This is a genomic window from Bacillus sp. MN7755 (assembly GCF_054771475.1).
In genome coordinates, this window is record NZ_BTRL01000010.1 from 52,843 (window position 1) to 68,115 (window position 15,273).

General features: G+C 33.5%; 14 protein-coding genes and 2 pseudogenes. 2 read left to right on the forward strand and 14 right to left on the reverse strand.

All coding sequences use genetic code 11. The features are described from left to right. Positions 1-315 precede the first annotated feature (315 nt). The 6 genes and pseudogenes from ACYVEC_RS11660 to ACYVEC_RS11685 all read right to left on the reverse strand — a co-directional run bounded on the left by ACYVEC_RS11660 (position 316) and on the right by ACYVEC_RS11685 (position 5,506). On the reverse strand, positions 316-1,194 hold the full coding sequence (locus tag ACYVEC_RS11660; protein WP_063224972.1) for a LysR family transcriptional regulator: 879 nt from the start codon (positions 1,192-1,194) through the stop codon (positions 316-318). Between the two features lie 218 nt (positions 1,195-1,412). Next, positions 1,413-1,845, reverse strand: a pseudogene (locus ACYVEC_RS11665) (MarR family winged helix-turn-helix transcriptional regulator). Positions 1,846-2,315: 470 nt separating this feature from the next. Continuing rightward, positions 2,316-3,266: a magnesium transporter CorA family protein gene (locus tag ACYVEC_RS11670; protein WP_098555780.1), complete on the reverse strand. Its 951-nt coding sequence runs from the start codon at positions 3,264-3,266 to the stop codon at positions 2,316-2,318. 305 nt (positions 3,267-3,571) lie between these two features. After that, complete coding sequence (locus tag ACYVEC_RS11675) at positions 3,572-4,597, reverse strand: ParM/StbA family protein (protein WP_063224969.1); 1,026 nt, start codon at positions 4,595-4,597, stop codon at positions 3,572-3,574. 35 nt (positions 4,598-4,632) lie between these two features. Further along, on the reverse strand, positions 4,633-5,034 hold the full coding sequence (locus ACYVEC_RS11680; RefSeq protein ID WP_098555782.1) for a peptidase U61: 402 nt from the start codon (positions 5,032-5,034) through the stop codon (positions 4,633-4,635). An 85-nt stretch (positions 5,035-5,119) separates the two neighbouring features. After that, the gene (locus ACYVEC_RS11685) at positions 5,120-5,506 is read right to left on the reverse strand and encodes a YflT domain-containing protein (protein WP_098555789.1); all 387 of its coding nucleotides are present in this window, start codon (positions 5,504-5,506) and stop codon (positions 5,120-5,122) included. Between the two features lie 177 nt (positions 5,507-5,683). Between ACYVEC_RS11685 and ACYVEC_RS11690 the strand changes: the two genes are divergently transcribed. Beyond that, positions 5,684-5,773: an acyl dehydratase gene (locus tag ACYVEC_RS11690; RefSeq protein ID WP_080468749.1), complete on the forward strand. Its 90-nt coding sequence runs from the start codon at positions 5,684-5,686 to the stop codon at positions 5,771-5,773. 119 nt (positions 5,774-5,892) lie between these two features. Here the strand turns inward: ACYVEC_RS11690 and ACYVEC_RS11695 are convergent. Next, positions 5,893-6,192 (reverse strand): annotated as a pseudogene (locus ACYVEC_RS11695) (alpha/beta hydrolase); the annotation flags it as partial. Positions 6,193-6,307: 115 nt separating this feature from the next. Next, entirely contained in the window at positions 6,308-6,529 is a 222-nt protein-coding gene (locus ACYVEC_RS11700; RefSeq protein ID WP_460506537.1) for a hypothetical protein, read from the reverse strand. A 303-nt stretch (positions 6,530-6,832) separates the two neighbouring features. Here ACYVEC_RS11700 and ACYVEC_RS11705 point away from each other — a divergent pair, with 303 nt between their 5' ends. Then, the gene (locus ACYVEC_RS11705; RefSeq protein ID WP_063223210.1) at positions 6,833-7,198 is read left to right on the forward strand and encodes a YxeA family protein; all 366 of its coding nucleotides are present in this window, start codon (positions 6,833-6,835) and stop codon (positions 7,196-7,198) included. A gap of 103 nt (positions 7,199-7,301) precedes the next feature. Here ACYVEC_RS11705 and ACYVEC_RS11710 read toward each other — a convergent pair whose 3' ends face one another. The 6 genes from ACYVEC_RS11710 to ACYVEC_RS11735 form a co-directional block, all read right to left on the reverse strand. Then, positions 7,302-8,012 carry an alpha/beta hydrolase gene (locus ACYVEC_RS11710; RefSeq protein WP_063223211.1) on the reverse strand — a complete coding sequence of 237 codons (711 nt, stop codon included), beginning with the start codon at positions 8,010-8,012 and terminating at the stop codon, positions 7,302-7,304. A 103-nt stretch (positions 8,013-8,115) separates the two neighbouring features. Next, positions 8,116-8,571 carry a TspO/MBR family protein gene (locus tag ACYVEC_RS11715; RefSeq protein ID WP_063223212.1) on the reverse strand — a complete coding sequence of 152 codons (456 nt, stop codon included), beginning with the start codon at positions 8,569-8,571 and terminating at the stop codon, positions 8,116-8,118. Positions 8,572-8,682: 111 nt separating this feature from the next. Further along, positions 8,683-10,113, reverse strand: a complete 1,431-nt coding sequence (locus ACYVEC_RS11720) for a cryptochrome/photolyase family protein (protein ID WP_063223213.1) — start codon at positions 10,111-10,113, stop codon at positions 8,683-8,685. Positions 10,114-10,198: 85 nt separating this feature from the next. Beyond that, positions 10,199-10,711 carry a carbonic anhydrase gene (locus ACYVEC_RS11725; protein WP_063223220.1) on the reverse strand — a complete coding sequence of 171 codons (513 nt, stop codon included), beginning with the start codon at positions 10,709-10,711 and terminating at the stop codon, positions 10,199-10,201. A 79-nt stretch (positions 10,712-10,790) separates the two neighbouring features. After that, positions 10,791-13,415 carry a DUF2309 domain-containing protein gene (locus tag ACYVEC_RS11730; RefSeq protein ID WP_199678091.1) on the reverse strand — a complete coding sequence of 875 codons (2,625 nt, stop codon included), beginning with the start codon at positions 13,413-13,415 and terminating at the stop codon, positions 10,791-10,793. Continuing rightward, positions 13,415-14,947 (reverse strand): NADH dehydrogenase subunit 5, encoded by a 1,533-nt coding sequence (locus ACYVEC_RS11735; RefSeq protein ID WP_275719227.1) that lies wholly within the window; start codon positions 14,945-14,947, stop codon positions 13,415-13,417. Before ACYVEC_RS11735 ends, ACYVEC_RS11730 begins: the two co-directional genes overlap by 1 nt. Positions 14,948-15,273: the final 326 nt, after the last annotated feature.

Consider the following 15,273-nt stretch of genomic DNA (forward strand, 5'->3'; position numbering starts at 1 on the left):
CAAAACCACCGGTATAATGCCGGTGGTTTTCTTTATGCAATAAGGATATGTAAAAAGAAATAGCAATATATCCCTAATGGAATCTATTACTATGCGATAAGACCGAAGAGTTAATTGATTAACTTGACTTGTTTTTAACAGCCTTCTCTCCTTGCAAAGTCTGCCCTTTTCCCTTAAATAAAAGTCCATGGTATTCCCTTTTGAAGTGACTACACAACACATATAAATCTACTTGCCCTTTGACTGTAATTTAGGTCTTCTCCCAAGAATTATGTATCATGTTTAATTCTCACACTATAATCATTATTATTTTTATTATACTAATACTTTTTCAGGATTATTTAACTTCTGCATAAAGATACGTGCTGCAAAACTTAAAAATTTATCATCAAAGTGAATAAGATTAATATCTTGACTTGGTGTTGGGTCAATAATACGAACTATGCTCAAAGTATCATTATTAACAAAGTTAACCAGTGAAAGAGGTATTATGGCAACCCCATGTCCATTGTATACAAGGCTCAATAGAGAAATAGAAGATTTTGTTTCTATATTTGCTTCAGATAAAGATAACCCTAAACTCTCACAATATATTTTAATAGATTCACGACAACTACATGAAACCATTATTCTACTCAGTCCTACTAATTCTCGAAAAGAAACAAATGATGTTTCATTCAAAGGATGATTTTTTGGAATGACAAGGACAAGCTCTTCGCTATACAAAAGGGTGCTTGTTAATGTGTCTGGAATTTGAGCACTACGCGTGATGCCTATATCAATATTTTTATCAACGATTTGATTTACAGCAACTTCAGATTCTATAATTTTTACTACGATGTTAGGATAATGTTGTTGAAACTTCATAATATAAGGTGTTAAATAAGTGAGATCCTCTAATAAACCTCCTATAGTAATTACACCTCTTTTTACCCCCTTTAATTCAAAAATTTCATTATAAACGTCATCAAATTGTTGCATGATAAATTTTCCTTTATCAAATAGCAGCTTACCCGCTTCTGTCATTTTGATACCTCTTCCAACTCGATGAAACAAGGGTGTATCAAGTTCACCTTCTAACACACGGATTTGTTGGCTTAAAGTCGGCTGTGAAATACCTAGAACTTCCGCAGCTTTAGTAAAACTATTATTATTACAAACTTGAATAAAATACTCTAAATGACGTAATTCCATTCTTGATACCCACTCTCCGCTTTATGAAAGATTTATAATGAAAAGGACGATATGTATACGTTAACATAACAACTTTATTCCCTACTGTACTAATTGAAATTATATGATTTATTCATTTTGTATTATAATACATTTACTACCACTTATTAATTTTTCCTCCTATTTATTTAATTTATATTTAATTAGGATATTACTAATCAGAAATAGCCTCTACAAACTTACAATTTCTGTGCGTAATATCCTAACTTTTTCAACTGTTTCATTATCATTTTTTCTCAATATAGTCCAAACTACCAAATATTTGCCGAATCCCCTCTTTATGCTGAGGAAAAATAGTATCCACCAATTCAATACCTTCTGAAGTAATTGACGCATACGTGACACGGCGGTCTTTAGGACATGGTTTTCACCTCTTCTTTTCCAACCTATCCACTACATACGTGATACTACTACTTGCAAGTAATATTTTGTCCCAAATTTTTTTATAGGCTGATCGGCTTTACTGTATAGTAGCTCAAGCACTGCAAATTCAGTTGGATTAAGTCCATAAATTTTTATATCCTTTTCAATACGTTTAGTGATTGACTGTAATTCCTTTGATAATATAACAAATAACTTTAAAGATAGACTCTCATCGTTAATCACCCTCATAATTACCAATCCTTTACAAGTTATCTTGAATTCGAGATTCATTATATTATCGTCAAAATATTATGTCAATCATTCATTTTAGCTTTATCAAGCCACTTATAATTTATTTCTCAACATAAGACATATGGAATTAGAAGAAAACAATTGTTACTATATAAGTATCTCAATTACGTTATTTCTTTTAAAGAGAGCTTGTTTTCTAACACAAGTTCTCTTTTGTCGTATTCTAAATTGAATCCGGACAAATTTCAGATAATGAGTCTGCCCATGTATATGATATAGTTTTTAAACAAAGATTAGAGCTCTCCTACAAGAAGGAGAGCTCTAATCTTTCATATAAATATTCACCATTTTTATCATTGCGGGGACATCAAAACTTTAACTTGATGGGGATATGATACTACCTCAATTAATAAATATTACTAACCATATATCTAGATTAATATCTATCATATTTTTTATAAACAGGATTAATTGGATTTAAAAAAAGATTTCTTTTTCTTTACTCGTAATAAATCACCTGTCCATCCTTTGAATCGCATATACATATACATACCTCCTGTTGTGAAAATAATAAATAAGAGAGCAATTAAATAGCTATATTTCCATTCTAGTTCAGGCATATATTTAAAATTCATCCCCCACAATGCTCCTAAGGCCGTCAAAGGCGTACTTACAGCAGTTAATACAGTAAGAGCTTTCATAATTTCATTCCCACGATGAGAAGAAACAACTTCTTGTAAATGAATCATCGTGTCTAATTCTTCTTGGTACTCTTTAACAAGTTGTAATCCACGCTCTAATTTCAAGTATGTTTGTTTATAACAAAGAGTTTTTGTTATATTTTCTAACCACGCTTCCTCCAGGCCTTGTAACACTTCTTGTATTAAGCGAAACACATGTGTGTTCATAAATAATTCATGACGAATATGATAAATTTTTTCTAAAACTGCTATGTTATTATGATGATAAAAATCCCATAATACATTTCTGAAATTGTTTTCGAAATAGTCAACCTTTCGCAAATAGTGAGATATAAACATTGATAAGATAGCACATAATCCTTCAGCGGAACTATTACAATTTTTTGTACCCATAGGGAAAGTATGTATTAATTTTTGGAAATCCTCTTCCTCTTTTTCTTGGACCGTTATCAGTATTCCATGAGCTACGAAATAATGAAGAAATTTTTGAATTTTGGCGTCCTTTTTATCTTGATCATATAAAAACGAACCATATACACAAGTTTGACTTGGTGATAACGTATAAACATATAATCCATTTTCACAAGGAGAACTTATTTTCTTTACAAATTGAGAGAAATAAGATGTTACATCACGAGGGATTATAGAAGAAAGTTTTTCAAGCTCACTAGTTTTCACATGATACCAACTCCATTTTGGCATTTTTATGCATTCCATATTATTCTTCCTTTCTGAATAGTTTTATGTTTGATCGAATAATATTCTTAATATGAAATTTGTATGTAGGTATTCATGTCTTGGAGGAAAAGTTTTTAGATCAACTAAATTACAAAATAAATGGCATAGGAGGTCTTATTCTATTAAAAGGAAGACCCCCTATATATTAGCTATTTTTATTCTCAAATTTAAACATTTCCTCTATACAAGCACTTTTTATCTTTTCTTATAAAGAATTTATTATATATGGAAAAGAAGCTACATAATTTGGCACGTCTATTCAACGAACTCTATTTCGGTCGTTATTATAATTTAGATTCATATACAGATTGATTGGTGATATCGTCAAATACTTGACTTCCAATAATGTAGTATCCATGAAGTGCAGCCTCTTTCGAAGCGTCTACCATACGGAAAGAAGAAATTTCACCTTGCATTTTTTCAATTCGTTTTTTGTGGAGATCTACTATTCCTCCTGTCCAAATAATAGTATCATACTGCTCTAACTTAAATTGTTCTTGTAATACACGCATGACGTCTTGGAAGTGTGCATCCAACTCTTTTTGAATCAAAGTATCAACCTGACTTGTCTGAGGATTTTCTTCTCGACCTCCATATCCTTTTTCTAATATGTTTGGCATGTCGTTAATATGCAAGTGATTACTTTCACCCGCATGATTCTGCACGATATTCTTAATATTTTTCAAAGGCTTGCTACATCCTAGTTCTGTCTCATAATGATTTAAAATGACATTCTGTTTCATATCTGTCATTTCTAATGTACGAAATCCACCGTCAATAATTAAGATGCGATCTCGTTCCTGAATGATTCCCTCTTTTAAGAAATAGGCATGTAAAGCGACCGGTTGCTGAAGAATCAAAGCATTTTCCACTGTAATATTAATAAATTTCCCATCAATTTGCACGGAAGTTTCTTTTTTTAGTGCACGTTGTAATTGTTCATGCTGACTACCAAAACAAGTAACGGGAAGCCCGGTAACAACTAAAGGTAACACGACATTTTCTTTATAATCCTTTGCAATGCAACCAAATATCTGTTGTTTAAACCGTTCGCTTTCATAATAATTTTCTATTTCTTCGTCAAATGGAGGAAGAAATGAAGCGTCAGATTGATGTGCTTCATTTCCCATGTAGTATGCAAAGTCTAAGTCTATAAAACTTACCTTTGTTAAATCTTCACTTTCAGCATGATTAGGTACAGGGGCTAGTGTGGAAGCTTCACTCTTAATCGTCACCTCAGAATCTACATCCTGTCGATATGCCCGCTTAGTAAAACCAATTCCTACATCAATTGCATACAGAGATTTCATACTTTTTTCCTCACTTTCTCTTTTTAGAATTAAATCTAAGCACTCTGTTCTTTCCCTTCTTTCCTATATTTCTTTTCATTTTTCGTTTTTTCTCCGTCTATGTCCTTACTATTTTCATTTATTTCGTTATCCTTTTCATCTTTTTTCTTTTTGTTATTTTCGTTTTCTGTTAAATCTTTAATAGTAGAAATGACAACCGGTGTGGCTGTAAGCAGTTGTGGTAATGTTTGTTTTGCAACATTAGCTGCAGTTACAGAGAATTGTTTACTTGTCTCAGTTACCTTCTCTAATGTTTCCTTTATGTTTCCTTCTTGTAGTTTGTCTTTTATGCTTTTTCCTTTTGTTTGTATAGCATTTCGATTTTCTTTTTTTAATAGGGAGACCATGACTCCGGTTGTAATCCCAATCACAGCATATTTAAATATTGTATGTTTCATTTTTCTCACCCTTCTCTACTTTTAATTTCTTCAATGCTACAACCTAAAATAATTACCTTACCTATTTATCAGATGTTGCAATCTATTAGAGAGAATGATAGTTTTGCGACTGCCTATCACTCGCCGTTGGTGTTTCAGCTGTTACTAGGAGTAAAATTCTCCCTTGATCTAGTTTTTCTTCATATAAGTTAGCTTCCTCCTTCGACAACCCCATTTCCTCCATTTGATTTCGGAGTTCGTCCCCTTTTTTGGAGAAAAAGTTGATAATACTTGTGCCCAATCCTTGTTCTTTTACTCCAATCGTATTTGTGTTTGTATCATCCGCAATCTTTTTTGTTAGATGTTTTTCATGTGCTAAGACATAAATGTCATCTTGGCGAATCCCTTGCAATTCTAGTTCTTTTACTTTCATAACTACTTCCTGTTCATTTTGATATTCATGAACCACCGGTTTTCTTTCATTCTTATGCATGGTATTTTTCCTCCTTTAGATTTTTTATTTAGTTGTTATGTAATGTGTAATACACCTATTTTAAAGATGTTAAACCTAAATTTTCAAAAAACTTTACACAATAGGTTATTAATGTTTTTGAATATCAAAGAGATGTCATGAGAACTTTGCTTTGATAAAAGTGTTACAAATAACGATTTGTTTGGAAGGCAAGCCTCTTATTTTATAGAAAAATTCTATTTAGAAAAAGTTACAAAAGGAGTACAAGATACTTTTTTCGTTAATTAAATCAAAAGAAAAATAAAAAAACACTCCTTTTCAAAGAGTGCTTTTAAAAAACATATAACCTAATAACAATGTTTCTATTTTGATTACAGAAAGAAAGTCTTTATTAAAACATATGGTTGCTAATTTAATTGCAATCTTCCTTGCACCCAAGCAGCAATATCATTTATAACATACTCAGGGATATTAGCAGAATTATAATATTCATCCGGTTTACTTATTTCTCCATAACCTTCTGTAAATAAGGGATTTAACTTTGGATATAGTCGATAATCAATGTTATCTCGTTCTTTTAATTGTTCTTTCCAAAGAGGGATTTCGATTTTCGATTGAACTTGATAGTCTCTTTCTCCTTGAATAATAAAAAGCGGTGTCTTTTGTTCTTTTGACATTTCCCCTGCTTTAATTTTATGGATAGAATCCTTACTTCACAGGATTTTTTTGCTGTTTTCACTATATCCTTACTATACAAATGAAAATATACAACGATACTAAATATACAAACTTTGCATAAAAAAATGATTTTATAGTATCTTTTTAATATCCATGTCCACTTTGCCAACCACCGTGTCCACCGTGTCCACCATGTCCACCTTGCCAACCACCGTGTCCACCCGGCCAACCACCGTGTCCACCTTGCCAACCACCGTGTCCACCTTGCCAACCACCGTGTCCACCTTGCCAACCACCGTGTCCGCCTTGCCAACCACCGTGTCCGCCTTGCCACCAGCCTGCATAGCCTTGTCTCTGTGAGTTCATTCCTTCGCATCCCTTCTTATTAAAAATTCAAATACTGTAACTGGGTATTCTCTAAATATAATTATGTATCCCCAAAATAAATGTATCCGCAAACATCTCGATTATTGGTAAAGTAATTATCTAATGAAAAAACATTTATCATTGCAAATCTAAGCTCCTAACACGATTTGCACAAGAGAATAACCATACAATGTTATCCCTCCTTTAAAAACCTATTTAAGAAAAACTTAAGAAATTCCCTTCTAAATTCATAAGAAGTTTTTTCTATACTAAGAATGTAAATGAACAAAAGGAGAAACAATCATGAAGAAATTTATACTTTGCATAATAGGAATAGGCCTCCTTATATACTTACTACCTTTCATGTTACGCGGGGATTTGGATAGATTTAATCCACTTGCTGAAGAGAAAAATGTATATGCCGTTGCGGAAGGATATGGTGTTCCCGATTATCATACGAACGGTAGAGCTATGTACTCGTTAAAAGGCATTGATGAATCTGGAAATGAAGAAGAGTATACAGTAGGAACGAATACTCCTAATGATTTTATAAGAAAAACTTACTTGAGAATTCATGTGAAAGGTAGGTATGTTTACTCGTACGAGGCTATTTCTGAAAAGGATATTCCGGAGAAAATAAGGAAGCAATTAGAGGTAGAAATTAAATAAAAGAGCCTACTCTTATTGAGCTGGCTCTTGATTACCTCTCCAACCTACCATTAAGATATCTTGAGGAAGGAGAATTCTTTCGATCAATTTATTACATTCATTATCACTGTTTTAATAGCCATTCTTCCATTACTTTCACTGTTTCATCTCGTTGTGCTTTTGCCGTAATTAAACTCGCATTATCACCCTTTTGCTCACCGTACATGCCAAAATGAGCATGGTTTCCGCCTTTTATCATGTGCATAGTTGTATTCTTTGACATTAACTTTTTATTGTTCTCTATTTTTTCTACAGTTGCTAACGCATCTACTTCCCCATAAATTGATAACATCGGAATCGATTTCGTAGAGAAATCATCTGCAGGATAAGAACCTAAGAAAATAATCCCATCTACCTTATCTTCATGTTGAAAGGCATACTTAGAAATCATAGCTCCGCCCATTGAATGCCCTGCAACATACCATTTTTGAACTTCAGGATACTGTTCAATTACACTGTCTACTTCATTGATTCCAAGTATCGCTAGATTTAATGGTAACTTAGGCATTACTACAAAATGTCCATCTTTTGCAAGAGCTTCTCCTAAATAACTATAAGCCTCGGCTTCTACTTTAGCTCCTTGATAAAAAATAACCCCTATTTTTGCATCTTTCTCTCCAAAAACTATATGATCTTCATCTTTTTTATCATCCACTAACGACATAGCCTCTTTCGTTGGTTTGTATGTAAACTGAGACCAAGTTAAAAAAGTAATACTTCCTATAATTAAAATACCTAGTAAAGAGTACAGCGTAATTTTTATCCATTTCTTCACAAAGGTGACCTCCCTAAGATGTATATATTCTATATTTTAGATTATCATTAATACACATAAAAACTCGAGCATTTTTATTATGCTCAAGTTTTTATTTACGTCTTTAATTTATACTATAAATGGTCCAAGCTAAATATGTAGCAAATGTAGACCATACAAAATATGGAATTAGCAACCGTGTCGATACTTTAGATAAATTGGAAGAAAATAAAATGAGAAGGAGCGTAGTAATAGCGACTAGTAAACAATCTACGGTTGCTAAAAATAAATTTTTTTCACTGAATTGAAAGTAGCTGAATGCTTGATTACATATGTAATTTAAAAAGAATATAAACCAAAATGTTTTTGGCTTAAATCCATATTTGTTGTAAATAATTGCAACTGATAATGCAATGAGTCCATATAATACAGCCCAAATCATTCCGATTATCATGCCAGTAGGTGTCCAAGACGGCTTTTCTAGCGCATCGTACCACATACGATCAATAGGAAATAAAATACTAGAAACATAAAACAAACCATACGTTAGTAAGAACACTATAATACTAGATTTTTTCATAAACATTCTCCTTTTCAATAGAAGGTTTTAGAAACTTTATATGATTAGTATGTCCTTGTAATGGATAAATTTCTAATATTTATATTTTAAATACATATTGTTTAATCTATCTTATACGAACTCTTTCATACTTTTATATGCACAAAGCGCTCTCTCCCGTGCTGCCTTATGATCAACAACTGGCAAAGGATATGTATGACCAAGCTGTATATTGGCCTCTTTTAAAACATGCTCAGGTGCTTCCCAAGGTTTATGTATATATTTATTAGGCATATCTCTTAATTCTGGTACCCATTTTCTTATATACTCCCCATTTTTATCAAACTTTTCTCCTTGTGTGATCGGGTTAAAAATACGAAAGTACGGTGATGCATCTGCTCCACTTCCAGCAACCCATTGCCACCCCATTGTATTATTTGCAATATCAGCATCTAGTAGTGTATCCATAAACCATTTCGCCCCTTCTTGCCACGGAATTAACAAATGCTTTACAAGAAAAGAGGCTACAGCCATTCTTGCGCGATTATGCATAAAACCTGTTTGCCACAGTTCCCTCATTCCTGCATCAATAAACGGATAACCAGTTTCACCTTTCTGCCATACTCTTAATAATGTCTCTTCATTATCCCACGGAAAATGTTCAAAGTTCTTATTAAGAGGTTTATATACTGTAAATGGATAATGATATAGCAAATAATAAGAAAACTCCCGCCAAATTAATTGACGTATAAAACTATTCACTTGTTGTTCAAAAAGACTACATTGTTTTTCGGTACTTTTATTTATTAAGTAATGATATATTAGCTTTACTGATATTTGACCAAATGAAAGATACGGTGCCAACATCGAATGAGCATTTTGATTTGGAAAATCTCTTCCCTCACTATAAGAGTCTAATTTGCTAGAGCAAAATTTCTTAAATGTATTGTATGCCCCTTCTTCTGTAGGCTCCCATATTGATTCAATATGAGATGTCCACGGTATAGTCGGCAGCAAGTGTAATTCTGAAACAGATAAGCTTGCTGGTAGAGAGCTTCCCCCTTTTATACTCTGCACTTTACTAATAGGCTTAGATATTACCTGCTTTTGAAATGCATTGTAAAAAGGCGTAAACACCTTATATTCAGTATTATCTTTCTTTTTAATAATCCACGGTTCTAATAATAAATGTGAATTAAATTCCTTACAGATCATACCTTTATCTTCTAACATCATTTTCATTTTTTGATTAAATTGTAATCTGTCTGGATCATAACAAATATTCCAATATACAGCCGTTATATTTAATTGCTCTATGAGAGAAAGTATTTCTTCCTGCGTATTTCCTTTACGAATTATTAAAGTAGAGCCAAATGCCTCAAGTTGCTTCTTTACATCTATTATTGCATGGTGTAACCACCACTTTGATGCCTCCCCCATTGAAAAACCTTCATCTTGTACATATACTGGAAGGACCTCACCAGACTGAGCAGCCTCAAATAGAGCTGGGTTATCATATAAACGAAAATCTTTTTGAAACATAACGATAATTTTATTTTGCATGGCTACCCCTTCTGATTCTTAAAACATAATAAATTTTATTATACAACAGCAATTCATACATAAGAATTTATTTGTCCTTAATAAATTAGTTAACTTTTTCAACTATTTTATTAGTAGGAATTTTAATAACCGTTTCTTTTCCACCTGTTTTATCAATCTTGAAACCATAAACTTTAACATCCGACGGTACTAATGGATGATGACGAATCATGTCTATACTCTTCTCAATATTTTCACTAACATTTTCTTTTCCGCTTAGCCATTCATCAAGGCTACCACTTGAAAATTCAGGCATACAATTTTCAAAGAGATAGTCTAGTTCCCTGTTATTTTTTATGGAATCACGTTGAATTTGTAGATTAACTGCATCAGTTTCTTTATCCTCTATTCCGACAATAAAAATTTCTTCAACATTTTCTTGATAAATAGCAATAATAATAGACCTCATTATATCTCCAAAAGGATGTACAATTACAGAATCGCAGCTGTGTATAGTCAACATATTTTCTCGTTGAATGTTAGTTACTTGTTGTATGATAGGCTCTATTCCGTGTTCAATGTCTGTTAACAATAAAACATTTTTATTCTTTGAATTCATATATAGCACTCCTTCTTCATGATCGTATTTATGGAACTTTTAAACTAGTAACAATAGTTGAGTATTCATTACATAATTGTTACCAGTTTTTCCAACGTCCCTCTGGATCAACACTTGCAAGTCTAACCCACCCATTTTGAACTTTTTCTCGAAATGTGAAATTATTATTTAGCAAACGTTCTATAAATGTAATAGGCGCTTGAATTACAATTAGTAAACGAAGTGGTGAATGATACGTCTCACTATCTGACTGCATAACGGATTGCCAAGGTAAGCCTGGCAACAAATCACTTGCATTTCCTTGCATAACACCGAGACCTGCTGTTACGGTTTGGGTTGTTTTGTTTCCACTACCATAATAATGAGGAGCTACAGTTGAAGCGTAATATTGTAGATTTATCCATTGAGCTACTGTTCCTGGTCCTGCAATAATGTTAGCTAATATATCGCCACTTTCATCCTGTTTCCAATCATAATTATGAAGGAAAGCCCTACCTTCTAAGTCACAATCCTGAGTCAATTCACGCTGTCCGATAATAAAAGATGCATTACGGGCTAATCCCCATTCCGGACGTATTTCACTCCAATCTTCTGCAAACCGGTGTGCTTCTTTACTCGGATTTTTTATTTTCGTTTTAAAATTAGGTAATTGCATTAAACGCTCTCTATTTGCATGTTGGCTCACATTTGGCATAATCGACTCAATACAATCAAATGCTTCTTGCGCAATTTCCGAAAGTTCCGGGACATAAATCCATTCCAATTCATCCACTGTTGTTTTATGCTCAGCTGCTGCAAAAATGGTATCCTCAGGAATTTTAATACCTTCAGCAGACAACACCTCTCTTACTTCTGGAAGATTGCATAAAGTAGCAAAAACTCTTGCATTGAATCCACCTGCTGCTCCGCCACAAGCACCACACTCAAGCGCTGCAGCATAAGGATTGTTCGTACTTTGACTACTGTGGCCGCACATTACAACTAAAGGCGCGAACTTTTCTGTCAGTCCCACCATTTTTAAAGCTTGACGCACATAGTTCACTTTCTCTTCTTTCGTAAAACCGATCGGTATTTCACATTTCGTGTCATGAACATGATTAAGCGAGAAAGTTGTATTAGGCTTTTGCAACATATTTTTACGAAGGTTACGAATTAAGCCACCTACTCTTCTTGGCACAAAACTCCTTGTCAACATCTGTAAACCAAGTAAAGGACCACTTACCTCAGGTAGTAACATACTTGTCAGTACATTTTGTTTCATCATTTTAAACGTATAACTTAATGAGCTGTCTATCTTCTTGCGTTGTTGATAAGATTTAAATTCATTTTCATCCGTGAGCTCTTTGATTTGATGTTTCGGTTTTAATATAACTGGCAAAGAAGGATGACTGTCATTACTACCTAGTTCACTAGTCGCAATTGGTAACCCAAAGAAACCAGCTATTCCAAACGTTTCAAACGGACCTAATTTTTCAAGGTGGCGACGAAACGGTTCTGAACGTACATCAATACAAAATGCTAATTGAGCTACTACACGCTTTTTATCATTAGTTGCACGTTGTTTAGAAGTAATCTTCTCCTTTAATTGCTCTGCATGCGTCTGTTCCCAAGCTTCCAGCCAAAGTTTCTTGCGAGTATTTTCATCAAAGCGATAAGCAAATGCTAATAATTCACTTTGTTCAGCTGCAGACATTTGTAACCATTCCCGGGTTGAAATATTCCCCCAATAGATCCAAGAAGCCATAAGTGAGACAATCGAAACTTTTTTTTCAACCTTTTGATTTTTTAAAGGTAAATAAGGTTTTACAATGGCTAGCTCCATAGAAATTCGAACTGCTAAATATTCTATGAGAAGTTCCTGTTCCTGAATTGATTGTTGCGAGCGCCATAGTATCATTCCTGCCCATCCAGGCAAAGAAAGTAAGTGCCCTTCAAGGTAAGCTTGCATGTTAGATTCAGAAATTCCTAGTTCAGATAATGCTTTTGTTAAAGCTACATTGGCATCTTGTGGCCAATCTTTTAAAACTTTACGTTCATTTTTACTGAGTGCTGGATCAAATTTAATAAGGTGTTGCCATGCACGATAAAAACCTTTCTCACGATTTGGCATCGCCCAACTTGCCCCGGCGTCATCAAGATATAATTTACACCATTTAACAATATGATAATTAAGAATATCAGATAGGTTGTCACCATTTTGATTCTCTATAAGCGAGCTTATTGGTTGCATAGAAGAGTCTTTCATACTCCCTGTATTTACATAACTTATTTCTTCTGCCAATTTATTTAATTCTGGCGATGATAATAGACTAGAAGGTAATCTTTCTAACTTTAAAGCTTCTTGGCAAAAACGCTCCGCTGTCTCTCGCGGAATATGAAAAGATTGTGAATCAAGCCAACGAGACAAGCCAATTTGTAAAAATGATTCCTCAATCTCACCTTTCGCCTTTGCCGAATGAATCATGGTGGCACTAGGATAAATATCCACATTACGAGCTTCTTTTAACCAATTTGCAACTTGTTCAAATGATTGCTTTTCAAGTCCCATCCAAGGGTGATGAGCTGCAAATGTAGTGATAGGCCAAAGTGGTGCAATAACTCGGCTAGCAAATACAACTAAATCATTTATATTATTTTCTTGTAGATTAATGTTTGTATCTTTCTTTTTTAAAGTCTCTTTCCTTAATATTGACGGTATGCTCATCACGAATTACCTCCCTTTGATACATAATGTTTCAGATAGCTTGGGTGACTTTCTACTGACTTTCGTCTCGCCTCACCTACTCGAACTAACCAAAGATAAAGTACAGCGAATAAAGTAGAAGATTGATTACGAGTAACGAAAGTACTAATAACACTACTAAATAGTAAGATACATATAACAAAGATAACGGCTGGAGCTGAAGGTTGAACACTTTCATAAATGTCAGTATGCAACCATTTATAAAGAGAATTATGAACGGTAAAGTAAATGAGAGAAAATCCAATCAAAACAATTAAGCCAGCAATTCGTCCCATTCTTCCCTCTCCAAAAATAACAAGCTGTTTCCATGAAAAGTATAATGACCAGCCTAAGATTAACGCACTAACTAATTGATACCCCTCTCCAGAAGTTATAAACCAGAAAGCAATTGCTATAAATAATCCTAAAATACGCCCGACTATCATCCATAAATTGGACATCTTTTCATTAGATTGCTTCACTACCTCAACACGTTGTACTGAGGAACCAGCTTGTAAAAACAGTGTGGCTTTAAATAAACCATGTAAAATTAAATGAATAACAGCTGCTAAATAAGCGCCTAATGCACATTGAATAAGCATAAATCCCATTTGTGCAATAGTGGAGCCTACTAGCTGACGTTTATAATCAACTTGAACTAAACTAATTCCTGTTCCTATTAAGACCGAAATACTAGAGAAAATAAGTAAAATGATTTGTGCAATATCATCATGAAAAAGTGGTGAAAATCTAGTTAACATGATACCGCCAGCATTTACTAAACCCGCATGCATAATAGCAGAAACAGGAGTTGGAGCAACAGCTGATTCAATTAACCATCTTTGAAAAGGCCATTGTGCTGCTGGAATCATCACAGCCAATATAACTAATACATTGATTGCTGTTCTTTCCAATGTTCCATGTTGAGCTAAATTTTCATTCGTTAAAACTGATGTTAACTGCCACTGTCCAGTTATTTGAAATAGCCAGATGATAGCTGATAACAACGCAATCCAGCTTATTGTAAATAAATAACTAGAAATTTTTGTTGCTTCACTAACTACTTTCCACCCTTTATTTAGCCCTATGAGTAGAATCAATCCTATAAGAGTTGCTCCCCAACAAATAATCATGAAACGAAGGTCATCACTTAACCATGCAACCGAAGATACACCTGTAGTAAATGTAAAAAGCGCAAAGTATTTTCGATATGAGCGATCCCCCATTAAGTAACGTACAGAAAAACGCTGAATGATTAAACCAATTGTAAGAACAAAGAAAGCCATTAACCAAGCTAAAATATCTAGATGCCAAGGCCCCACAACTCTATCTCCATTGTTATTAACAAGTGCAAGTAAAGAAACCAATGAAGGCAAAGCAGCGATACCAATATGGATATGAACAAAACGTAAAGGCATCCTTTCATTTAAAAACAATAATCCACTTAGCCAAGAAGCACTAAGCGCCATAAAAAATAATGTTAACAGTGTTGATGAACTCAGCGAAATTAACATGTAAAATACTCCCTTCCAAACGAAAATAACCTATAAAAATTCCTTTTAATTACGATAGTTTTTTTAATTTCAATTTTCATTCACTCTTTTTAGTGCATCGTTTTTTTCCATAAAAAAAACCGACAACTTCCATAATTCAATGATTTTATATCATCATTGAATTATGGAGATTGTCGGTTTCACTTCAACTAACTTCGATAAAGTTTTTTGAAGAGCTCCCATTTTATAGAGGATAATAATATATGTATTACTCCTATTAAAAATAACAGTATATCTCTGATCTCCTAGATTATGCAATCAATATATCAATTTATGTTATGCGCTAT